This window comes from Alteromonas sp. AWJ4_199, from assembly GCF_056159165.1.
Window position 1 is genome coordinate 1,012,847 of sequence record NZ_JBSWUR010000001.1, and the last position, 23,299, is coordinate 1,036,145.

A 23,299-nucleotide genomic window follows, 5' to 3' on the forward strand; every position below is an offset into this window, starting at 1 on the left:
TACGGTTATATTGACACAAAGCCCTGCCACTCTTCTGGTGACAGGGCTTTTTTATGCGCTCAAATCTGAGGCTCGTTTCCTTTCTATTGTTTAATTCGTGCTCTATCCTTTAGTTAATCTCATCTCTTAACGAAAGGCTCTGTGCTGTGATAAAGGCGCTAGTTTTAATAAATAAAAGCGTTTCCTCTCTCTTTTTAGTTTTATCGTTATCTTTGTCGTTTTGTACCTTGGCGCATGATAACGGACAAAATTTCATCGTCGGCGAACTCAACCACCCTCGCGTGGCTGCTTTCTATAAACCGTTAATACAACGCGCTTATCGTGATATGGGTATAGAAGTTAAATTTGAAAAAGTTGGTGGTGAACGAGGGCTTCAACTTTTAAATGAAGGAATGACGGATGCAGATGTTATTCGCTACGACGTGGCGTCACAACCTGATAATAATATTATTATTGTCCCACCTGCCCTCTCCCATGGTGCATCTTTTTTGCTGTGTATTAGAGGGGCACAGTGCGATAAAAGCGTGATTCAAGCCCCAGATAAAGCAATAGCCGTGACCACGCGTTTTTTCTTCAATATGCATGTGAACCCAGATGAGCTTAGCGCTAATATCTTCGAGTTCGATGACTTCAATCATGTTATCAGTTTATTATTAAACGGCAGGTTTGATTACGCAATTTTACCCAGTGACTATTCAGAAAAAGCTATTTTTGAGCAATCAGGAATAGAATATATCCCGCTTGTAGAGCACGAGTTAGTTCATGTTATCCATAAAAAACACGCCCATTTATTAGACCGTCTTTCCGGCGCTATAGCCAAACAACTCGAACTAAAAAAGAATAACAACAAATGATACAAATAAAAACGCCCACGTCAGTATGAAGTGGGCGTTTTAAGACTTTGAAATTTAACGTAATATATATATCCTACCTAGGCAAAATCTTTTTATATTACGCGTTAATTTACCTAGCTTTAGTCAAACATGTACTTTAGAGAAAGTACTGTTGTACGACCGTTCAGAGGACGAGCACGTACATAGCTTCCTACTGCAGCAGAACCTTCTTCTGATTCAGTAATGATAAACTCATCAGTCGCATTGTTCATGTTAAGTGACACTGAGAACTGGTCGTTTACCCAATAGGTAGCAAATAAGTTTACAAGCGTGTAGCCATCTTGTTTCAGGTCATTATTGTCTTGTACGAAGTACTCAGTAGAGCCTTGTAGTGAAGCACCAACAGACCATGTGTCGGTAACGTACTCTGGAGTAATAGTCCAGATCCAATCCGCTTGACGGCGAGGCGTATTGCCTTCTAATGCAGGGTTATTAACGTCATCGCTAATTTCTGCATCAGTCCACGTTAAGTTACCTGACATAACAAAGTTGTCAGTTGCATTCCAACGACCTTCTAGCTCAAGACCTGTTGCTTCGTACTCACGCATGAAAGTTAGACCGCTTGTTACTTCTGCTTGCGTATCTTCAGTAACAGTATCAAACAAAGTAGCGTTAACCATTAGGTCTTTAGTACCGTACTTGTAACCAATTTCGAACTGCTTGGTTGTGTCGTAACCTGAAGTTGTGCTTGTTAGGCTACCATCCGCGTTCAACGTACCGCCAATTTGAAGTAGGCGGTCAGCAATGGCACGGCCACCTTTAGAGTAACGAGCGAAGAACGTTTGGCTATCGCTCAATAGGTATGAGCCACCAATTGAGTAAGACGTGTTATTTGCACTGTAATCTACGATTTGAGAAGCCGCACCAGCACGGTTTAGGTTGATTACACCACCGCGAATAAAGCCGCTATTAGTTGCAGAAGCATCTTCAATTTGCTCAATTACACCGTTACCGTTTAGGTCGAAATCAGCATTACCACCACAGCAAGAGCTAATAAGCTCGCCAGAAGCTTCAGTGGTATCGTGACGTACCGACGCATCAATGAGAATGTTGTCCGATAACTCAAAGCCAACGTTCATGTAAGGTGCTTTAGTCACATAGTTAAGATCCCACTCCCAAGAAAGGAAGCTTGCCGATAGTAAACCATCAGACACTAGCTCAACACCGTCTGCATCTGTGATAGTAAGCAACTGAGAATTGTCACCATCAAGTGTTTGGATAAACGTCTGCCAGCTTGACCAGCTTGTAGCGATGTCTTGATTTGAGTAGTAGTAACCTACTGTTAGGTCGATACCGTTATCAAACTCTTTACGCAAGCTAAAATCGTTTATCATGTTGCCAAGGTCGTTAATTCGCGTATCAAACTGAAGATTTGTAAATGCTTGACCTGTATATACTTCACCTGCGCCAGGACCGTTGGCCAATACTACGCTAGTGCTATCACAGTTAAGGGCATTGCCGTCACCGTCTGTCGCGCCAGAACATAGCGCTGATGCAAAGTTAGATACATCACCTGGGCCTGCTGGGAAACCGTCAGTGAACGGCGCGATGAAGCCACCAGAAATATCTGAAATACGGAATTTGTTTAATAAGAACAAATTCTCAGCTACTTCCAAGTCAACTTCTACACCAAATGAGTTTACTTTTGACTCGATACCGTCGCGAACGTCACGGTTTTCCGGATTACCGAAGCTGTCGAAAGTAGAAATGTTTGTGTTATACGCAGAATTCAGCGCTTGTGAACTGGCATCATAGCCTGGAACTGGGCCGTATTCGCCGTCACCTTTAACGAGTACTGGTGAAGGAAGGTACGTAGACACTTTGTCATCTAAGTTCTTGTAGAAGAAGCGAATGTGACCATTATCAAGCATCTTCGTGATATTAAATTTAACCTGACCGCCTTGGTCGCCATTGTAACCAGTTTCACGAGGACCTTCGCCGCCACGAGCAAAACCTGCAATGTGATAATATAGGTCATCAGTGATTTCGCCACCGTAGCGGAAATCTAAACGGAACTCTTCATAGTCAACACCGAATGATGTACCAATGGCACCACCACCTACTTCACCCGTGTTGCTGATCATGTTGATAACACCGCCTGGCGAGTTACTTGCAAACGTTGATGCTGAACCACCACGTACTGCTTCAACATTCGCCACCGACCAATCGTAACGAAGGAAGTTATCTGCGTTACCAAAGTTAATGTCACCATATTCTAGTACTGGTAAACCGTCTTCATGAAGCTGAAGAAACTTAGAGCCGCCTGTCGCTAGCGGAATACCACGAATTGTAATGTTTGCGTTACCGCCACCACCTGATGATTCAGCACGAATACCCGGCAAAGCTCGGAATACTTCAGCTGTTGAGCGAGGCGCTAACTTAAGAATATCTTCCTCATCGAAAGCGCTAACTGAAACACTCGCTTCCTGCATTGTTGCGCCACCTGGCGCTGCAGTAACAACGATTTGCTCGAACTTCTCTTTAGATTTTGCTTCAGTCTCTGGTGTCGCAGATTCTTGAGCGAAAGCCGTGCCAGAAAGTGCTGTACAAACGGCTAATGTTAGTGCGTTGAGTGTGTGATGTTTCTTCATATTTTCTCCGGTAATGTGTTGGAGTTGTTAAATCCTAAGTAGCCGCTACCCTTACTACTAGGGTTGGTGGCAACACAAACATACTTAATCGATTAAGAATGTATAACAAAAAATCAACATTGTAAACAACCTGTGAAAAAAATTACTTCGAAAGTATTACCTGACCTCTCAAAAGTGTTAATACTTAGGTTCCTTGTGGTTAAACACAGAGAACAAATACGACGGTAAAAAACTAAATATCGATTAAGAAAGGGAATGCAATTTGAACAGCAAGGAAAGCAAATTGGTTAATAATTTCATTCAAAATCTACCAAACCGATAGCATGATAATTGCTCTGTGATAAATTAAAATATAGTGTAAAAATTAAAAAAGTGCCCAGAAAGAAACACTATAGTTTGATAGTTTGGGTTTCATTGGACGCGCTTAAGGCATCAAATTGTTAAAAGGTTTTTCTCGTTGAATATAGATCAAGAGTCAATATCGCAAATTGAGATAGAGCGAGATACAACTGATATGCTTATTGGCAACAGTTTCATTGGTTTTCTGATGACCATGTTTGCTTTTTCTGGTTTATTGTTTTTCTTCGAAAGTGACTCTCCTTCAATATTCGTTCAGAAATTTCAGGTTTGGATGGTAATGATGGGCGTGTCGATAGTGCGTCTTTTAGATGCTATTTACTGGCGTTTTAAACTTGTAGGCACTCACTATAACCCTAGACCAGTTTTGTTAAGATTCTCAATTGGCTTGTTTACCACAGGGAGTATTTGGGGGCTCTACTCTATTTTGTTCTATCCCACCATGGCAACGGTTGAGCTTGCAGCGACCATGGTGGTACTTTCAGCTATGTCGGGCGGAGCAGGAACCGTTCTATCACCCAATAAATACCTTGTTGGCTTTTACACGACCGCGCTTCTTATTCCTATGTCTTTGTGCGCTATCTTAGATGAAAGTGGCGAGTTTTTTGTTTTAGGTGTGCTCGGGCTTGTATTTTGGTTTGGTATTTTTACTAGTGCATTTCGCTACCACAAGTTTTTTATCAACACCTTATACATCAAGGCTAAAAATAATAAGCTAATGGAGCAAATGAAAATAGAGAGGAATGAAACAGAGAAAGTAAACCAATTGCTTATCGCTTCAAACCAAAAGCTAGATGCTTCTAATTTAAATCTGGAAGCAGAGGTCGAGCGAAGAACCGCTGAATTATATCGTCTTTCGAACAGAGATCCTCTTACAGACCTGCCCAACAGAAATGGCTTCTTAAAGCATTTAAACAATCTTCTAGATACAACGCGCGCCCTTGATAACTCCCTTGCGGTTCTGTTTATCGACTTGGACGGCTTCAAACAAGTGAATGACAGCCTTGGACATAAGATTGGCGATATTGTACTAGCCGAAATTGCTAAAAGACTTCGTAACTACACAGAAGATAATCACTTGGGCCGCTGGGGGGGAGATGAGTTCGTCGCTGTCATACCCTACGCGAATATTGATACGGCCAAAGCAGTCGCACACGCCATGCGAAGTGGGGTCACTATTCCTATCCTTGCGGATGACAATCAAATTACCCTAGATGCCACAATAGGAATCGCAATGTTTCCTTCGCACGGTGATGCTGCTCTTGACCTAATTCAACACGCCGATCTAACCATGTACGACCAGAAGCGCAAACAGCGTGGGTCGGTAAGCGTGTTTAACGAAGCCCTCCATGCTGAAATAAAGATTGAGCAAAAATTATGTGAAAGGCTTCGCACAGCCATCGAAAACGGTGAATTGAGCGTTTTCTATCAGCCAATTATTGATGTTAATACGAATACCGTGTTCACTGTTGAAGCGCTGTTAAGGTGGAAGTGTGAAGATGACTATATTTCCCCCGCCGTGTTTATTCCACTTGCAGAAAGAAGTGGCTTAATGCCTGAAATCGGAGCTTGGGTATTAAACAGAGCCCTAATCGACCTGTCTCACTGGTCGTTTGGTAACGAAATATCCATGTCAGTAAACGTGTCAGTAGCGCAAATGTTAGACGACGGTTTCTCCAAAATTTTAGACAGTGCGCTTAAATCGACACAAATAGCCCCAACGCAACTGCACCTAGAAATTACTGAAAGTGTATTTGCGATAGATAAAAAACTTATAGGTCAGAGAGTAAGTGAACTGGTTGATAGAAACGTGAAAATATCTATTGATGACTTTGGAACCGGCTACTCCTCACTAAGCAGACTCCAGTCGATTCCATTCGACTTTATCAAGATTGACCGCTCTTTTATACAGAATAGAACTGAGGAGAGTGATACCATAATAAGGGCAACCATATTGATGGCAAAAGAGTTTGGCTGTAAAACTATTGCAGAAGGCATTGAAACTGCAGAACAAAAAGCACATGTTTCAGCGCTCGGTGCAGACTACTTGCAAGGTTTTTATTATGCAAAACCTATGGATGCTAATAACCTTATTTCTTGGTACAACGAAAATTATTAATCACCATGGCTCAACTTTATTTTTACTATTCTGCAATGAATGCAGGAAAATCAACCTCTCTTCTTCAATCAGCCTATAATTATCGCGAGCGAGGCATGCACTCTATTATTTACACTGCGGCCCTTGATGACCGCTATGGTGTGGGTAAAGTTACCTCAAGAATTGGATTGCAAGCAGACGCTAAGCTCTACAACAAAGAAGATGATTTATTCTTATCAATACGCCAAGACTGCGAAGAACGGAAGCCTGACTGTGTATTCATCGACGAAGCCCAATTTCTTACTAAAACGCAGGCTCGGCAGCTGGTTGAAGTGGTAGACGAATTGGACGTTCCGGTGCTTGCCTATGGTTTACGAACGGACTTTTTGGGAGAAACCTTTGAAGGCAGTCATTATCTGCTCGCATGGGCAGACAAGCTTTTCGAGCTTAAAACAGTATGCCACTGTGGCAGAAAAGCTAACTTCGTTGTAAGGCTAGATGAAAATGGAAACGCGGTTAAAAATGGAGACCAGGTACAAATCGGCGGGAATGACCGTTATGAATCAATGTGCCGAAAACATTTCAAAGCCCTTGTTTGGGATGAACAGGCTTAATTTGGGCTAATTTGTTCTTAAAGTAAATTCACTGCAATTCAGGTTCCGGCTATTAGCTTACTTAATAGCCTCTTCACTCTTAATCTAAACCGTTTTGGTAATAGCAGTTTACCACTAGGTTTCTTGCAATACTGTTAACATTTCTTTTGAAACTCTATATTTGGATGTTTATAGCCATAGCCAATTTTAAAAAGCATCTTAAATAATTAAGATGCTCTAACTTCTAAATTCACTAGTGTTAAAGTTGCAAAGTTGTGAACGGAAAAAACATTAGCTATAAAAGGGGGGAACCTAGCCGACACAAATACTTAATTAAATTTGCACCCGCTGTTTGTTCCCTCGCTTACTAAATACATTTGAAAATAGACGCCCTTTCAAAGCAGAATTTTTTAAAGACAAAGCGTCTTACTAAACCGTTTCGCCTAAACGTACTTCAAACGGCAGCGTATTTTTAGTTTTAACGTGGTCTAAAAGCGATTTTGCAGCTTCTACGCCTTTTTGAGAGCTAGATTGACATACCGTTGTTAAACTTGGTCGCGCTCTCTCGGCTTCTTCGATGCCGTCGAAGCCAGTGATCTTTAATTCTTGTGGAACCTTTATGCCCATCTCAAGTGCCATATGCAACAGCTCCAACGCTATGATGTCACTCATGCAAATTACAACGTTAGGTCTAGGGGAGCTTGTAAGCACTTCTTTTGCAGCTTGTCGCGCGAAGTGCCTATCACTTTCTGGTAGATGCCAAATGGCTTCTTTCGTCACAACCACATTTTTATCTTCAGCAGCCCTTAAGTAGCCATCTAAGCGTCGGTGAGCAATAGAGGTTTCAACATCAATAAGAGGGCTATCATAAATACGGCACGTTGCAGGAGAGTCAATAAGTCGTAACCCTAGAATTGCGACTGAATCGCCTTCATTTAAAGCATGACTAGCCACCTGATAAGCCGCTTCTTCATTATCAATATTGATTGAGGGCTTATTATCAATATCAAAATCGACAGTAACTACAGGTTTAAGTGAGGCAGCCAGTTCTCTTATAAGATTTACATTACGAGGTTGACCATAACAAATAAATCCATCAACGAAGTCTACAACGTCAGCAATACTATTCGAGTCGCCTGCATAGAGAAGCAAGTGTTTACCACTTTCCTGTAACGCAGAAGAGGCGCCCTTTATGAAGGTACTTGCTACAGGATCACTAACCATATAGGAAATGCTGTCTGCCAGTACTAAAGCTACAATATTTGAAGTTCCCTTCCTCAGAATTTGCGCGGCTTTGTTTGGCCCGCTGTATCCAATCTTTTTGCACTGCAATAAAATTTCTTCACGCTTCGCTTTGGATAATTGATCTGGACGATTAAACGCATTTGAAATGGTTGCCGTTGATACGCCTAACTGCTCAGCAACATCTTTAAGGGTTAGTTTTGTTTTGTTCATTAATTTTTAACTCATTTAACGAAGCTGAGTGCCCTACGCTAAAACAAAGAAGGGCAGTCAACACGCACTGTGACCACCCCTCGATTGTAACACCTTCTTAAACGTTTAACTCAATAATTTTAACGTTTTAAAAGTACCTGATTTAACAAACCTTTGAACAACTTAACCTTAAGATATTAATATCGCTATCGAGTTCCGAAGATTTTATCACCTGCGTCGCCTAATCCAGGCAATATATAGCCCTTTTCATTCAACCTTTCATCAATAGCAGCTGTGAATATATCGACATCGGGGTGAGCATCAACTACGGCTTTGATGCCTTCAGGTGCGGCAACAAGAAACAACCCCATAATTCTGCGGCAGCCTTTCTTTTTGAGTAGATCAATAGTTGCGATTAGAGTTCCGCCTGTGGCAAGCATGGGGTCCACAATAAGTGCAGTACGCTCATCGATATTTTTAACTACCTTATCAAAGTAAGCTACCGGCTGAAGGGTTTCTTCGTCGCGATAAAGCCCAACCACACTAATTTTCGCATTTGGAATTAGCTCTAATACACCTTCTAACATCCCCAATCCGGCGCGAAGGATTGGCACTACCGTTATTTTTTTCCCTTTAATTTGTCTTACTTCTACTTCGTCACCCGACCAGCTTTTTATAGTAGCGCGTTCTGTAGGCAGAGTTCGCGTTGCTTCATAGGTCAGCAAATTTCCCACTTCTGAGGCAAGCTCTCGAAAATCTTTGCTACTAATTTTGGCATTTCGCATAAGCCCTAGTTTATGCGCAATAAGCGGATGGGTAATTTCGTGAACGGCCATGTAAGACTCCTTGTAATCGAATTCACTATATTTTAACCCAGCCGTGCCTTAGTTAAAGGGATTGGTCGTAAAAATATATTTATTCAATGCTTACTTAGGACAAGCTAAGCTGATTTCACAAAAACTAGCTTGTTAACCGAGTTCTGTCTTTGCTAATTATTCGACTGCTTTTGAATTTATTCACGGTGTGTATGAGATGAACCAGCCTACCCTACTTGCAAAGTAGCGCCATCAGGCATAGTTACTTCAATTTTCATGTTCCCGCCAACAGCAGCTAAATAAGCAGCTGCACGTTGAAGAGACACGTCCTGGATACGCTTTGATTCCAACTTGCTTACGCCTGACGCCGTCACTGATAACGCCATTGCTACGACTTCTTGTTTAACTCTGTGCTGTTTTCTAATGTCGCCTAGTGTGATTTCTTTCATTGTCTTTTACCGAGAATTTCGGGCATTAAAAAAGCCCAGATGGTGATACCTTCTGGGCTTTTGCAAAACGTTTTTACCTGCAGTGCCCAGAAGCCAATACTTGCCCCTGAACACCGACGGTCAGGTGCAATCAGTAATTAAAATTATAAAAATAACCAGTTGAAACGTTTCGCATAATAATTCTCTTTTTACAATGTGCTTGTACAGTCGGCATTCTGCCGAGACTAAGTGAAATAGTTGGGCTAATGGTTATTCTGTGAAAACAGTAGCCGCCTCGTGTCACTTATCCTTAACCATACCATGTAGATAAGCAATAGCAATGACTTTCCAAAAAGGAAAGTCTGCAAAACAAGTTGAAAGCAGCCGTTTTAGGAAACAGACGAGCTTAAGCAAGTAACGTCAGAACCAACCTTCGATTGTTTAAGAGAAGCAAGAAAGCGTGGTACAAGGTCGCTCCCCTCTTCAGGAGACCAGCTTGCAAAACCTTTGTCATCCGTCACTTCATACGGCCCTTGCTTGACTTCCATAAATACCACTGGGCTAGAGCACACAGTTGCATGCCAGGTATTAGGTGGAATTTCAATGCCGGAGGTTTCTCCACCTGCCGTCAACGTTACTTTTTCTTTTACCACGCCGTCGTCGTTGAAAAAAAGAATCTCCAACTCACCTTCCACAACAATGAAAAACTCCCATTTGTGAGGCTGCACGTGTCGATGGGGCCGAACGTAGGAGTCTGGCATCATGGCAATAAAAAGACGCTGAACCATATCAGTATAAGATTTGTGAACGTTAAAGTTAGCTCGTCGGCGAGGACTCTCTGCCGCTTTCTGTTTTAACTCACTAAACAGTGCGTTATCAAAGTACTTAATATTGTCCAACCTCATTTCCTAACTAAAGCTTGAGTAGTGAATCAAAGCGTATCGCTTCTCCCTCTGATTGCGCAACTATCAAAAGCCATCATTTGTTTTTCTTCATTCTGCGGCTTTGCTCTTGACGCTTCTCTTCTCGCTTTTCTTTCCGATCTTTCTTATCTGGCGTTAACGAGCCTGTTTTGAATTTTGCTTTACGCTTGGCTTTCGCTTCAGCTTTTTTCGCCGCTTCAAGTGCCATTTCTTCTTTTTCGACTTCCAGCATTTCTGGAGTCTCTAGCGTAATTCGTCCCAACTTACCCGACTGCAGTTCTTTAAGCAGGATCTCGCATATTTTATGAAGATTTACGCGACCACCCGCTTGAATTGCTCCGCGCGTTTTAGCGGCGGCTTCCAGAAACTCAATTTCAGTATCTGGTAATTCGGTTAGCTTATAGCGTTCCTTCATGACCTCTGGATAAGCTTTTATCAGGTAATCCGCCGCAAAAAAACCAACATCGTCGTATTCCATAGCGGTGTTTTTAACAGCACCTGATGAAGCTAACCGGTAAATAGAATGTGGGTTTTCAAGCTTAGGCCACAGTACTCCCGGTGTATCAAACAAGATAATACCGCTGCCTAAATTTATGCGCTGCTGGCTTTTCGTTACAGCTGGCTCGTTGCCTGTTTTAGCAATGATTCGGTCGGCTAAAATATTAATTAGCGTCGATTTACCCACGTTAGGTATACCAGTGATCATAGCCTTAATTGCTTTAGGCTGACCTTCTTTATACGAACAAATGCTTTTAACCAGCTGCATAATTTGCTTGCTGTTGCCTGGGTTATCGCTAGAGGTCGTAATCGTCTTCACGCCGCGCTCTTTCTCTAAGCTTTCCTGCCAGCACGCAGTAATTTCTGGGTCTGCCAAATCATACTTATTAAGAATTTTAATACAGGGCTTGTCGCCGCGTATTTTTGCAATTTCAGGGTTTTCACTTGAATATGGAATACGTGCGTCAAGCACCTCAATAAGAATGTCTACTTGATTAAGCGACTCTTTAATTTCTTTCAGGGCCTTGTGCATATGCCCTGGGAACCATTGTAATGCCATGGTTGTTTCCTATCGTAATCGAGTTGAGGGGAGGTGCTTAACGGGTTAATTCATAAGCGCAAATATTCACAGCGCTGGCTAAGTTTAATGAGTCAATCTTACCGCTTCCCGCTATGGTATACGCAGTCGCGTTTAGCTGCGATAGTGCGTCAACAGGCACCCCACGGGCTTCGTTGCCAAAAAGATAACACTGGTAATCACCAAAGGTGTTTGATGTGATATTGCTTCCATTCATATCCAAGAAGGCGAAACGTTCGAACCGCTCGCCTAGGCTCTCAAGCGCTACGTTTAATTCCATGTTCACATGGAAAATAGCCCCCATACTTGAGCGTACAACTTTCGAGTTATAAGGGTCCACACTGTTCGGGCTTAGTAATAGCGTAAAATCACCAAACCACGCTAGCGTTCTTAGTATGGTGCCTAAGTTGCCGGGGTCTTGAACTTCATATAAATAAACGTACTTTTCGGTACTGGAGTTGCTTTCAGAAATATTGGTTTGTGACCGCTCTGAACGCAACGAAGCATTCGGAAGTGGAACGCGAGCAATAATACCTTGAGGTGACTTCGTATCGCTTAGCTGCTGCATTTGTTGCGACGATACCGTTTCTACTTTCATTTTAGAGGCTGAAGAATCAAGTCTTTCTTTCACCCACGCCTCATAATCAGCTGTTACATAAAGGGTGATATCACCTAATGTACTACTGTCATGCTGAGCAACATTAATTAGCTCTAAAACTAAGTGCTCTCCTTCAACCAAATAGAATCCGAACTGTGTTCTAAATTTCTTTTGATGAAGCTTTTTCACGTCACTTAGTTTCATTTGCACTGCCCTTTTTATAACTTTCGGCGCAAGTTTAAGGTATGAAACCCAAAACGCAAAGCGGCAAGTCTCAATAGTGAAACAAATAGTAAGAGAAAAAGATTGTAGTGGGGAAATACGAGATAAAGGATAGTATTAAAAAGGGCGTTCCAAATAACTTGTAAACGCCTTTTTAATTATCGAGATACCAAGACACCTAGAGCGTTCCAACGTTTGCGTGACTCACCAATTGGAATACACAAGCAGGCTTCTTCTTTTTCACTTGGTAAAATCTGACATACAACATTTGCACTTTCAAACTCGTGGGCAAGTTCTGTTGCAAATGTTTCCGTCACACCTTCCACCAGCACAAACTCGTTTTGCTTCTTCAACGCTGTAGCTAACTCTTCTACCGCTTTAAGTGAAAACGGCCATAAAGTACGCAATACTCTTAACGATGCAACTGAGGTGGTATCGCTACCTTGAATTTGTACTTTAAACATTAAATTACTCGTCTAATGTTGTGGCTTCTTTCGTATCATCACTCGTTGACGTCAGCGATGAACCAGCAGCAAACCCACCTGCGCCAGCCAAACCAACACCAACTGCACCAATTCCAATTTCACCGAGCGTTGCAGCGCCTGCGAGAGCAATGGGCACTGTTGCTAGCCCTGCTGTGCCCACAATAGCAATGCCCAAACCAATCATGGCAATTCCAACGCCTAGTTGCTCCCAACCATCAAAACCGCCGGACACCATTTCAAGTTCACTTGTATTTAACTCTTTCATTTACATTTCCTTGTTTCAGTAAGCTTCCATTCGAAGCCAAAATCAGGGTAAAAAATGAAGTCAAAAATAGAAACTGTGCAATGGGCGGGTTTTAAAACACAGAAGAGCTAAAGCACCGACCAAACTGGTTTGGTTCTTGTTTCCTAATGCTATTCAGCAACAACATAAATTTCACCGTCGTAAATACCTTGTACGGTAAGCTTCTGGCTTGCCAGTGCCTGAAGGTAATCAATATGCGCTTGTTCCACTTTCTGTCCAGGAACAATAAGCGGAATACCAGGCGGATACGGTGTAATTAAGCCAGCTGCAGTGCGTCCAACGCTGTTTTGCCATGGAATGGCTTCCCTAGGGCTGAAAAACGCTTTTGACGGAAGGTCATCTAAATGAATTGGCGGAATGTCTGCCGGTAACGGGCTTTTGCTCTTGCGCTTGCTTAGATTAACGGCGCCGTCATCAAGACGTTTCAATGCGTTGTACAGCCTTACAATTTTAGAGCGCATTCCGCCTAGCGTAAGCAGTACTAGAATAGTGCTATGAGTAAACTTCTCGATTTCTAAACCAACCTCGTCCATCAAGAAACGATGTATTTCTTGGTTTGAATAATCAAGCGCCGATACGTCTATTAAGATTTTAAGCGGATCATGCCCAATGTTATCGCTTTCGAAATGAGAAAACATATTCGCAAAGTCACTAGGCGAAAGTATTTTAAGTCGCTTGAACTTGGCCATTTGCGATTTGAGTTCGGCAACATTGCTTAGCAGCTCATTAAGGATTTTGTAGCCTTCCATCTCCAGCTGTTGTCGACATACATCAAGCGAAGCAATTAACTGATACTTAGGCGAGGTACTGGTGTGAATTGCAAACACTTCTTTAAAGAAGTCTTTATCGAAATCGGGATCGTTTACATGAATAAAAGATGCTTGCGAGAACGCCGACACCACTTTGTGCGCAGAGTGAGTTATATAGTCTGCCCCAGCTGCGATAGCCGAGTAGTCGCGTAATACAGGATGGAACAAGGAATACGCAAACCACGCTTCATCAATAAACACTTTAATGCCATGTTCATGGGCTAAATTCACCACCTGCTTGAGGTCGGTAAGTAACCCATCATAAGTACAGCCCGTCAGTACGATAAGTTTAGCATCAGTATTTTCTTCAATAAGCTGCTTAATTTGCGCCATCCTAGGCGGTGAAAAAATACCGTATTCAGGGTTAAATACACTGTCTAAATACACTGGCATGGCTCGCGCCTGAATAATGCCGTAGTGCACTGACTTGTGGCAGTTTCTGTCGGCAATTACTTTATCGCCCTCACGCAACAGCGTCTGCAAAATAATTTTGTTTGATGTAGAAGAGCCGTTCGTGACGAAATAGGAATGGCGAACCTCAAAAGTATTCGCAACAGCGGCTTGCGCTTTACCAATAGCGTGAGTGCCATCTGATAGTGAGCCCAGTGAGTCAACGCTAACAGACAAATCGCTGACGAACACGTTACGACCGAAGAAACGATAAAAATCACTAATATAGGGTGAGTTTCTAAAGCTTGCGCCACCGCTGTGACCTGGCGTATGCCACGAGTCATTAGACTCTACCACATAGTCTTTGTATTCAGTCCAAAACGGCGTTTCGTTTCTATCATCAAAGTCATTGATGATATAACCCAAAATGGATTCTGGGTCTGAAATAATGTCGTTACGATAGAAGAATGATTCAATGCCATTGGCTTGGTTTACAATATCCAATCCTTTTACTGCATCGCCTAAAACATACACGGGAAGTTCAGGGCGAATGCGTTTAATAGCGTCGATAACTCTGGCGTTATTATCAATCACTGCGTTGCGTGCAGACGACTTTTCGCTTGTGGTTTTCTCGTTCGCGTTTTGTGAACTAGCGCTTTCGGCCGCGGGGCTCGTATTTTCATTAAGTACGCCATTTAAAGGCACTACGTCTGTTAGCTCTTTAACCTTCGCTACCACATCCCAGCTAAATACCACAGCCTGAATGTCACCGTCTTCACGAACAAATTGTAGTGCCTTTGCAACGGAGTTTGCCTCTAGCAGGCTTATTTCCAAATCACTTCGGTCAAAGTAAGCAATGGTGTTGCCTATGCTCGACGTAATTTGTTCCAACAGATCAACAGCATCTTCTATAACAAGAATTTTTAAATGAGGGCGCATTAACCAACCATGTAATTAATAGTGAGCATTTAGCACTAGGCTAAAACTCATAAAAGTAAGAATTAAACAACCAAACTTGAAAACTAAAAATAGTGTAACTCTGAATTTCACTGGTGTCGTGTAAACTCTTGCTATGTCGTAATAATAGTGCCTAAACGAATTGGACCGGGGCTAAACCACTCATGCACACACCTTCCCTTCAAAACCAATTCCCACACGCTTATCTTTCAAAATCAACAAAGCACAAAAGTAACCTACGGGAATTTCTACACTACGCGAAAAACGTGCTCCCTTCTATTGCTTCAACAAAGAAAAACGTCTGGCCAATACACCATGACCACTGTTTTATTCGGGTGATTTTAGACAATATTGTCGGCTGTGCTCGGTATGAGGTCATTCCCTCACCAGCCTATAAAAACCTGACCGACAAACAAGCCAGCGCAGCATTATGCCTTGCCAAGAAAATAGCCACTGAAAGTGTCTCGCTTTATGAACTCAACCAACGCTCGAAACAATGGCGCAATAAGCAGCTAAAGTTGGAGTTTTAGTATGACAAAACGCACATCCCTCAATGATGCAGTATTGATTCAAGACGGCCAAGACCTAGAGCGTATTGTGAAAGATAAACGCGCGCAATGGAGGGCGAATAACGCAAAGGCGCGACGCAGACAACGTCGATACAAAAAGAAGCTTATTGCAGAGCTTCCGCGAGTTATCACCGATATTCATAGCACATATCCCGAAGATGATGCGTAAAGCACTATCATAATAGATATCAATTACCTACAATCACTACTAGAAAGTTGCCCTTATCAGAGTGCGACGTACATTATTTTTACACAGCATCCCTACACATAAAGTTACAGGACATACCATGGCGTTTAATCTAGCTATTAATAACGATATTGCAGTAATCACCTTTGACGACGGTAAAGTTAACGCCGTAGGCTTTGAGCTTATTCAGCAGTTCAATGACGCCTTAGATGAAGCTGAGCAAAACGCTAAAGCGGTTGTATTACACGGCGGAGAGGGCAAGTTTTGCGGCGGGTTCGATTTATCAGTAATGAAAGCCGACGATAAAGCAAAACAACACGAGTTAGTGTCAAAAGGCGCTGAGTTAATCGTACGTCTTTATAGCTTCCCACTACCTGTTGTCGTTGCTGCAGAAGGTCACAGTATTGCCATGGGCGCTATTATGCTTATGGCTGCCGACTTACGTATTGGTAAAGATGCCGACACTAAATATGGTCTTAATGAAACCGCCATTGGCATGGTGCTGCCGCCATTCGGTATGGAGCTAGCCAAAGCCAGACTTGCCAATACAAGCCAAACTGAAGCCTTGCTCTTCTCGCGCATCTATCAAGGCAGTGAAGCCGTTAAAGCAGGCTTTTTAGATGCAGCAGTACCTCAGGAGCAAGTACTAGCAACGGCCATGGGTTATGCTGAAAAGCTGAAGATGTTGCCTAGACAGTCTTTTGCTGAGTCTAAACTTCAGCTGCGTAAAGAAACGATAGAGAAGATGAAAGCTTAACTCTCAAGTTATAACAACGCGTTGAAACTGGTTGTTTCAACGCGCTGCCTAAAGTAATTACTTTACGGGTCCAGAGCGGCGTTCAATCTCTTCTTTAAGTGCACTTCTAAGGCCCAATTCAAAACTCAATTCAGCAAGCACAAAGAGTGGTCCTATCGCCAGCCCCATTATGTCGTCGACAAAAGCAGGCTTTTTACCCTCATAGTGATGACCAATAAACTGTAGCACCCAACCACCAATAAAAATGCCAAGTGAGATAGCAAGCCATGTTCCCATTTCATTCTGTGCGATAGGTTGAGCGAAATAGACCATAGCCCCCGTGATAAGCGTCATCACTATGCCAAGCTTTATATCTAACTTAATGTAGAACGCATTACCAATTGCCCAAACAAATAGCGCTGGGCTTATGTTCATATCCCCAAAGGTTGGCGCGTTCACTAGAAACGCAGGCTTACTTAGTAGACAGAAAACCGAGAAAACAATTAGCGGAATACCGACATAATGGGTGTATATGTTTCTTTGATCTCTGTGGTACTTGGCGTACTCACTTAAGTGCTGTTCTAAATTTTTCATACTGCGCCAACGTATTATTTGTATTGTGGTAGTTAGTTTACTCTTTGCGAACACATACAAACTGTCGGCTTGACGACAAACATATTAAAACCGACTATGCATTTCCGATTTTTAAGTGAGTAATATTGCTGAACTTAGTTGTGAAAAGCGACTCCTACCGCTATTGATGAATAATAAGTGGAGTTTTCATGAATAAAAGGAAGTACCTTTTAACTTTAGCTGTGCCTGCATTTCTCTCCTTAACGGCTTGTAGTTCAGTTTCTTCAATGTATTCAACTGATGAGCAAGAACAAAATAGTGAAGAGAACAAGCTTGCGCTTTCAGGTAGCCATTGGCAGGTCGAAAGCATAAATCAAGCAGGTATTATCGACTTTAGCCACGTTACGCTTAATGTAAATGTAAGCGGGGATATTAGCAGAATAAGCGGAAGCACAGGCTGTAATCAGTATACAGGGGCGCTCGACGTTGCTAATGCCAATAAAGCTTTCAGTAAAGACAGCAATACTCAACCCTTTTCTGCCGATAAAATTGTACTTACCAGAAAGGTGTGTGCGCCAGCGCTTATGAAACAAGAGCAAGGTTTTGTTGATGCTTTAGCTTCATCGAAAACTTATGCAATATTGGATAACACGTGGCTAGTCCTGTATGACAGTAATGACAATGAAACAGTTAAAGCAATAATCTCATCCCCTTCACAAGGTTCCAATACCGGTAATGCAGGTAAACCCGGGGCAGGAGTTAACAAAAAGCAGGATATTGCCAACAGTTCTACGCAAGCCAATAGCAGAACCTACAAGTGTGAGACGCCAAACGCCAGTATCACAGAGTTGCACGTTAATACGCTTGGCCCAGATACAAAAGCACTCTCACTCAACAATGCACATCATATCGTGCAGCTATCACGCTCTGCATCAGGTGCAAAATATACCAATAACAAAGGTGTGGTGTATTGGAATAAAGGTGATGTTGCCACCGTTTCTATAAACTCTGGCTACTACCATTGTACGATCAACCATTAAATTTCAGGCGGCAGTATTAACCTGTAACACTGCCGCCGCAATTTATTTAAAAAGTTTCAGTAATATTCATGTCATGCTTTGGCGTTTTAGATAGAGTGCCGAGGCCACCACTACTCTCTGTCGAATAGTTTCAATTAAACACTTTTTAATGCTCCATCCTGTTCGAACTAAAAGCTTTAACACAGAGTTCGCGCTTTATTTATATATTTAATGTTAGGCCTTTAATCACTATAAATCAGGCATTTAAGCTGTAAACACACGCACTTAACATCCTTATCACTTGCCGTTAAATATGCTTCGACGTTGAAACAATAGTTAGAACACTATACAATTTATTTTTATTGAACAGCCAATTAAAATAAAAACACTACTAAAGCGCATTTAAATTAACTCCTATAAAGCCTGCAGAAACGCGGCTTAGATAGAGGTGAGGTAAAGAAAGCTAAAGTGGTGTTTATTAAGCGAAGAGCGATTAGTTCGTACGTTTCAAATGCTTAGTGAGAAAAATAGTTTCAACACTATTCATCGTATTGAAACCAAATATGTGTATTAGCTTGTACGTATTTATTTTTCACGCAAAGAGCGCGCTAATTGGCGAGCGTTGTCAGCACTATTAAAAGTAGGAGTTTATGCATGTCATTACCGACTTATCAGAATTTCATTCACGGCAAGCCGATGGCAAACAAAAGCAAAGAGACCTTTGCAGTCACCAACCCCGCAACCGGTGAGGTAATTTACCACGTAGAAGTGGCTGATGAGTTTATTCAACAAGAAGCGATCAAGAGTTCTAAAGAAGGATTTGCGGTATGGTCAGCAATGATGCCTATAGAAAGAACTCGCATTCTTAACAAGGCGGTTGCACTGCTTCGCGAACGTAATGATGAACTCGCTAAATTTGAAGTACTTGATACCGGTAAGCCTATTCAAGAAGCCGATTGTGTAGACATTGAAACTGGCGCTGATGTTATTGAGTATTATGCAGGCCTGGCTCCTACTCAACTAGGTACCCAGCAACCTGTTGGTGGCGACTTCTTTTACACGCGTAAAGAAGCGTTAGGTATCTGCGCTGGTATTGGCGCATGGAACTACCCTATTCAAATTGCTTGTTGGAAATCAGGCCCAGCGCTTGCCGCAGGTAATGCGTTTATATTTAAGCCGTCAGAAGAAACGCCTATGGGTGCGCTTAAGTTGGCTGAAATTTTCACTGAAGCTGGCGTACCTGCTGGCGTATTTAATGTGGTTCAAGGCGCAGCGCAAGTTGGTCAATGGCTTACAAATAGCTCAGACATTGAAAAAGTATCGTTTACCGGTGAAGTGGGCACGGGTAAGAAAGTGATGCAAAGCGCCGCTGCGTCGAACTTAAAAGACGTGACGATGGAGCTTGGCGGCAAGTCTCCGCTAGTAGTATTTGAAGATGCTGACATTAGCCAGGCTATCAGCGCCGCTATGCTAGGCAATTTTTACACTCAAGGTGAAATCTGCACTAACTGTACCCGTGTTTACGTTCAGCGCTCTGTATATCAAGCCTTTATTGATGAACTTAAAGCCCGTACCGAAAAAAATATCATTATGGGTGACCCGCTAGACCCTAATGTAAACCTAGGCGCACTTATTTCTAAAAAGCACCAAGAGCTAGTGCTTAGCTATATTGCGAAAGGAAAAGAAGAAGGCGCAACGCTATTAACCGGTGGTAACGCAGCCTCTCCAGCGTCTGCGCCTAACGGCTATTTTGTTGAACCAACAATTTTCACAGATTGCACCGACGATATGACTATCGTTAAGGAAGAGATCTTTGGGCCAGTAATGAGCGTGTTGGTATTCGATGATGAAGACGAAGTGATCGCACGCGCGAATGATACCGAGCTAGGTTTGGCAGCGGGCGTATTTAGTAAAGATATCCAGCGCGCGCACCGCGTTATCCACCAGTTACAAGCTGGTATTTGCTGGATAAACGCATATGGAAATTCTCCAGCAGAAATGCCTGTAGGCGGCTACAAGCAATCTGGCATTGGGCGGGAAAACGGTGTTGAAACGCTTAATAGCTACACGCAAACCAAGTCGGTTTATGTAGGTATGAACCAAATTGAAAGCCCGTTTTAAATCGCAGTAGGAGTACATATGCAGACATTTGATTACATTATTGTTGGAGCAGGTTCTGCTGGCTGTGTGCTAGCGAACCGCTTATCAGAAAACCCAAAGCACAAGGTGTTGCTACTGGAAACCGGTGGCTCAGATAAAAGCATTTTCATCAAGATGCCAACGGCACTGTCTATTCCTATGAATACCGACAAGTATGCGTGGCAATTCAACACTGAAAAAGAGCCCTATTTAAACAACCGTGAAATGCATTGTCCCCGCGGTAAAGTGTTGGGCGGCTCGTCGTCTATTAACGGAATGGTATACGTACGCGGCCACGCTAAGGACTTTGATGAATGGGAAGCTCACGGCGCAGAGGGCTGGAATTATCAGGCGTGCCTACCCTATTTCCAAAAAGCAGAAACCTGGTACAAGGGTAACGATGCTTATCGTGGTGGCAATGGTGAACTTGGCGTTAACAACGGCAATGAAATGAAAAACCCGCTTTATACCGCCTTTATTAAAGCCGGTGAACAGGCGGGCTACGACATTACAAGCGATTATAACGGTAAGCAACAAGAAGGCTTCGGGTCTATGCATATGACCGTAAAAGACGGTGTGCGCAGCTCAGCAAGTCGTGAATATCTTGACCCGGTAAAGTCGCGTAAGAATTTAACCATAGTGACTGGCGCGCTGGTGACTAAAGTTGTTCTTGATAACAAAGTCGCAAAAGGCGTTGAGTATGTGGTTAATGGCAAAACCGAAACCGCCAATACGTCTAACGAAGTTATCTTAAGTGCAGGCTCTATTGGCTCGCCTCATATTCTGCAACTTTCAGGCATTGGCGATAAAGAGATTCTTGAAAAAGCAGGTATCGATGTTAAACACCACCTGCCGGGTGTGGGCCAAAACCTGCAAGATCACTTGGAGTTCTATTTCCAGTACAAGTGTAAACAACCGATCACGCTAAACCGCAGACTGGGCTTAATTTCAAAAGGCTTGATAGGCGCCCGCTGGTTACTTAACCGTTCTGGTTTAGGCGCAACGAATCACTTTGAATCTTGTGCGTTTATTCGCTCGAAAGCTGATGTAGAGTGGCCGGATATTCAGTACCACTTCTTGCCCGCCGCCATCCGCTATGACGGTAAGTCAGCCTTCGATGGTGACGGTTTTCAAGTACACGTAGGTCACAACAAACCTAAAAGTAGAGGTAGCGTAACCATTCAATCGGCCGACCCGACAGTGCCTCCTAAAATCTTGTTTAACTACTTGCAGCATCAAGATGACATTGAAGGGTTTAGAGCTTGCGTCAGGCTAACGAGAGAAATCATCGCACAGTCAGCTTTCGACGACTTCAGAGACGGCGAAATTCAGCCTGGCGAGCACATTCAGACGGATGAAGAAATAGATGCTTTTGTGCGCGAAGCCGTTGAAAGTGCTTACCACCCGTCGTGTTCATGCAAAATGGGCGAAGACGACATGGCAGTAGTAGATTCTCAAACCAAGGTACATGGCATTAAAGGTCTACGTGTGGTGGATTCATCTATATTCCCCACTATTCCAAATGGAAACCTAAATGCACCTACCATAATGGTAGCAGAAAAAGCGGCAGACAAAATTTTGGGTAAACCCGCTCTACCACCACAAAATGTAGCGGTAGACATACACCCTAATTGGCAAACCGAGCAACGTTAAAGCGATTTCGCACCAGTGTGCTTGTTTTTGCAACAAGCGCACCTTCCACAGTGCCTATATGCCGCCGATTAAGGTGACGATGCATGTAGCTGGGTGGTCTGTTTAATAACGAAAAGAAGGAAAAAACATGTTTCAATTTTATCAATACTGGGAGGGTGATAATGACAGTATGGCTTAGTGCAGGCATTATTTTCACTCTACTTTCTGTAGCTTATATTTTGTTTAAATGGGGCAACATGAAAGTGGTCGGTGTAACGCCAGTAAGAACCTTCACCTTTATTGCTATTCTTTTTACCTCAGGTTTGGACGTGGGTCTTATTATGTTCCCGCTTACTGAATTTGCTGGTTATGCTGACATAAGCGCAAGTCCTGAATATGCCTTCACCAATCCGCTCGCCATTGAGTTTGGGTTTTGGGGGTTCTTAATTTGGGGATTCTACTTCCTTACTTGTTTTTATTTCTGCGTAATCGAACCGAAAGTAAAGTTCTTCGAGCTTCCTATTGTTAAGTTCGTAAACAACATTATTATCATCGGAACCTGTGCTTTTACAGCTTTCTTACTGCTTTCAAACCTTCCATGGTACCTGCCGTCAGTAGGCGACGGTGAATCAGTCGTGCCAGCGTTCTATCTTATTGTGTTCGCAGCTATTGCCTTTGCTGTGTACTCAAGCACAAGTATTAAGTACGTGCGCATTTTAAGCCTGACCACTACATGGGTATTTATCGCCCTCATTGTTGGCATGTGGGCTGCGGCATTTGTGTTTGGCGAAAGTGAAATAACGGCATACTTTAGAAACCTAGGACTTATTGGTGGATATTTTGCGAATATTGATAACTTCGTATTACCCATCAATGATTACCATGAGTTTTATCTATTCTGGTGGTTCAGCTGGAGCATTATGATAGGTCAGTTTACGTCTCGTTTCGTGGGCGGCCTTAAAACCTACCAAGTTATGCTGGCTATGATGGTTATCCCATCTATCCCTATCGCTGCATGGTTTTCGGTATTGTATCACTACCACAGCGCCGGTATTCCAACGGAAGGGATCACGAATATGGCAATGGTATTTGTAGGTATTGTTTTTGTAATCAACTCACTTGATTCACTAATCAGACTTTATACCGACAACCTTAACATGACCGTTGAGCGCATTGGCAAAGGTAATTATATTGCCCTTAACATCGTGGCACTATCGCTGCTTACGCTCTTATTCAAACTAGACTTCTTGCAAATTCAGTGGGTAGGTGCGCTGGTTATAGCCGTCTTCTTTAGCTGCTTTGCGTTCATTTTGAGTCAGAAGTTCAAATCGGTGACGGCTATCAAAACGTCCCCGAAAGAGAACAAAATTGACTTCACAAAAATAGAAAACCTTAACTAAAACATTTCATATTTGTTTATTACCCCTCTTCTTCACTGGCTCAATTTGAGCCGGTGAAGTTAAAGAGTGTCC

At 42.7% G+C, this 23,299-nt stretch carries 21 protein-coding genes; 10 read left to right on the forward strand and 11 right to left on the reverse strand.

The window, feature by feature from the left end; all coding sequences use genetic code 11:
• The first annotated feature begins 146 nt into the window (after positions 1-146).
• Positions 147-854, forward strand: coding sequence for a hypothetical protein (locus ACXAER_RS04480; protein WP_474827000.1), 708 nt, complete (start codon positions 147-149; stop codon positions 852-854).
• Between the two features lie 119 nt (positions 855-973).
• On the opposite strand, the gene ACXAER_RS04485 is transcribed toward ACXAER_RS04480, so the two are convergent.
• Entirely contained in the window at positions 974-3,484 is a 2,511-nt protein-coding gene (locus ACXAER_RS04485; protein ID WP_474827003.1) for a TonB-dependent receptor, read from the reverse strand.
• Positions 3,485-3,941: 457 nt separating this feature from the next.
• Between ACXAER_RS04485 and ACXAER_RS04490 the strand changes: the two genes are divergently transcribed.
• A complete protein-coding gene (locus tag ACXAER_RS04490; protein ID WP_474827008.1) occupies positions 3,942-5,960 on the forward strand; it encodes a putative bifunctional diguanylate cyclase/phosphodiesterase in 2,019 nt (672 codons plus the stop codon).
• A gap of 5 nt (positions 5,961-5,965) precedes the next feature.
• The gene (locus ACXAER_RS04495) at positions 5,966-6,553 is read left to right on the forward strand and encodes a thymidine kinase (protein ID WP_105931565.1); all 588 of its coding nucleotides are present in this window, start codon (positions 5,966-5,968) and stop codon (positions 6,551-6,553) included.
• A gap of 408 nt (positions 6,554-6,961) precedes the next feature.
• Here the strand turns inward: ACXAER_RS04495 and ACXAER_RS04500 are convergent, their stop codons facing one another.
• The 9 genes from ACXAER_RS04500 to ACXAER_RS04540 all read right to left on the reverse strand — a co-directional run bounded on the left by ACXAER_RS04500 (position 6,962) and on the right by ACXAER_RS04540 (position 14,954).
• Complete coding sequence (locus tag ACXAER_RS04500; RefSeq protein WP_474827014.1) at positions 6,962-7,987, reverse strand: LacI family DNA-binding transcriptional regulator; 1,026 nt, start codon at positions 7,985-7,987, stop codon at positions 6,962-6,964.
• Positions 7,988-8,172: 185 nt separating this feature from the next.
• Positions 8,173-8,802 carry a uracil phosphoribosyltransferase gene (gene upp, locus ACXAER_RS04505; protein ID WP_269917486.1) on the reverse strand — a complete coding sequence of 210 codons (630 nt, stop codon included), beginning with the start codon at positions 8,800-8,802 and terminating at the stop codon, positions 8,173-8,175.
• Positions 8,803-9,008: 206 nt separating this feature from the next.
• Positions 9,009-9,230: a helix-turn-helix domain-containing protein gene (locus tag ACXAER_RS04510; RefSeq protein ID WP_014950268.1), complete on the reverse strand. Its 222-nt coding sequence runs from the start codon at positions 9,228-9,230 to the stop codon at positions 9,009-9,011.
• A 368-nt stretch (positions 9,231-9,598) separates the two neighbouring features.
• Positions 9,599-10,108 (reverse strand): WbuC family cupin fold metalloprotein, encoded by a 510-nt coding sequence (locus ACXAER_RS04515; protein ID WP_474827019.1) that lies wholly within the window; start codon positions 10,106-10,108, stop codon positions 9,599-9,601.
• A 79-nt stretch (positions 10,109-10,187) separates the two neighbouring features.
• The gene (gene ylqF, locus ACXAER_RS04520; protein ID WP_474827021.1) at positions 10,188-11,189 is read right to left on the reverse strand and encodes a ribosome biogenesis GTPase YlqF; all 1,002 of its coding nucleotides are present in this window, start codon (positions 11,187-11,189) and stop codon (positions 10,188-10,190) included.
• 37 nt (positions 11,190-11,226) lie between these two features.
• On the reverse strand, positions 11,227-12,009 hold the full coding sequence (locus tag ACXAER_RS04525) for a TrmH family RNA methyltransferase (RefSeq protein ID WP_474827023.1): 783 nt from the start codon (positions 12,007-12,009) through the stop codon (positions 11,227-11,229).
• 176 nt (positions 12,010-12,185) lie between these two features.
• The gene (locus tag ACXAER_RS04530) at positions 12,186-12,491 is read right to left on the reverse strand and encodes a hypothetical protein (protein WP_474827025.1); all 306 of its coding nucleotides are present in this window, start codon (positions 12,489-12,491) and stop codon (positions 12,186-12,188) included.
• A 4-nt stretch (positions 12,492-12,495) separates the two neighbouring features.
• The gene (locus ACXAER_RS04535; RefSeq protein WP_474827027.1) at positions 12,496-12,777 is read right to left on the reverse strand and encodes a hypothetical protein; all 282 of its coding nucleotides are present in this window, start codon (positions 12,775-12,777) and stop codon (positions 12,496-12,498) included.
• Between the two features lie 149 nt (positions 12,778-12,926).
• Positions 12,927-14,954 carry an aminotransferase class I/II-fold pyridoxal phosphate-dependent enzyme gene (locus ACXAER_RS04540; RefSeq protein WP_474827029.1) on the reverse strand — a complete coding sequence of 676 codons (2,028 nt, stop codon included), beginning with the start codon at positions 14,952-14,954 and terminating at the stop codon, positions 12,927-12,929.
• A gap of 284 nt (positions 14,955-15,238) precedes the next feature.
• On the opposite strand from ACXAER_RS04540, the gene ACXAER_RS04545 reads away from it, so the two are divergent.
• The 3 genes from ACXAER_RS04545 to ACXAER_RS04555 all read left to right on the forward strand — a co-directional run bounded on the left by ACXAER_RS04545 (position 15,239) and on the right by ACXAER_RS04555 (position 16,485).
• Positions 15,239-15,502: a hypothetical protein gene (locus ACXAER_RS04545; RefSeq protein WP_474827031.1), complete on the forward strand. Its 264-nt coding sequence runs from the start codon at positions 15,239-15,241 to the stop codon at positions 15,500-15,502.
• Between the two features lies 1 nt (position 15,503).
• Positions 15,504-15,710 carry a hypothetical protein gene (locus ACXAER_RS04550; protein WP_474827033.1) on the forward strand — a complete coding sequence of 69 codons (207 nt, stop codon included), beginning with the start codon at positions 15,504-15,506 and terminating at the stop codon, positions 15,708-15,710.
• Between the two features lie 118 nt (positions 15,711-15,828).
• Positions 15,829-16,485, forward strand: a complete 657-nt coding sequence (locus tag ACXAER_RS04555; protein WP_474827034.1) for a crotonase/enoyl-CoA hydratase family protein — start codon at positions 15,829-15,831, stop codon at positions 16,483-16,485.
• 57 nt (positions 16,486-16,542) lie between these two features.
• On the opposite strand, the gene ACXAER_RS04560 is transcribed toward ACXAER_RS04555, so the two are convergent.
• Positions 16,543-17,058: an Mpo1 family 2-hydroxy fatty acid dioxygenase gene (locus ACXAER_RS04560; RefSeq protein WP_474827036.1), complete on the reverse strand. Its 516-nt coding sequence runs from the start codon at positions 17,056-17,058 to the stop codon at positions 16,543-16,545.
• A 188-nt stretch (positions 17,059-17,246) separates the two neighbouring features.
• On the opposite strand from ACXAER_RS04560, the gene ACXAER_RS04565 reads away from it, so the two are divergent.
• The 4 genes from ACXAER_RS04565 (at position 17,247) to ACXAER_RS04580 (ending at position 23,227) form a co-directional block, all read left to right on the forward strand.
• Positions 17,247-18,077 (forward strand): META domain-containing protein, encoded by an 831-nt coding sequence (locus ACXAER_RS04565; protein WP_474827038.1) that lies wholly within the window; start codon positions 17,247-17,249, stop codon positions 18,075-18,077.
• A gap of 633 nt (positions 18,078-18,710) precedes the next feature.
• Positions 18,711-20,177 (forward strand): betaine-aldehyde dehydrogenase, encoded by a 1,467-nt coding sequence (gene betB, locus ACXAER_RS04570; RefSeq protein ID WP_474827040.1) that lies wholly within the window; start codon positions 18,711-18,713, stop codon positions 20,175-20,177.
• A gap of 18 nt (positions 20,178-20,195) precedes the next feature.
• A complete protein-coding gene (gene betA, locus ACXAER_RS04575; protein WP_474827042.1) occupies positions 20,196-21,848 on the forward strand; it encodes a choline dehydrogenase in 1,653 nt (550 codons plus the stop codon).
• Between the two features lie 161 nt (positions 21,849-22,009).
• The gene (locus ACXAER_RS04580; RefSeq protein WP_474827044.1) at positions 22,010-23,227 is read left to right on the forward strand and encodes a BCCT family transporter; all 1,218 of its coding nucleotides are present in this window, start codon (positions 22,010-22,012) and stop codon (positions 23,225-23,227) included.
• The last annotated feature ends 72 nt before the right edge of the window (positions 23,228-23,299 follow it).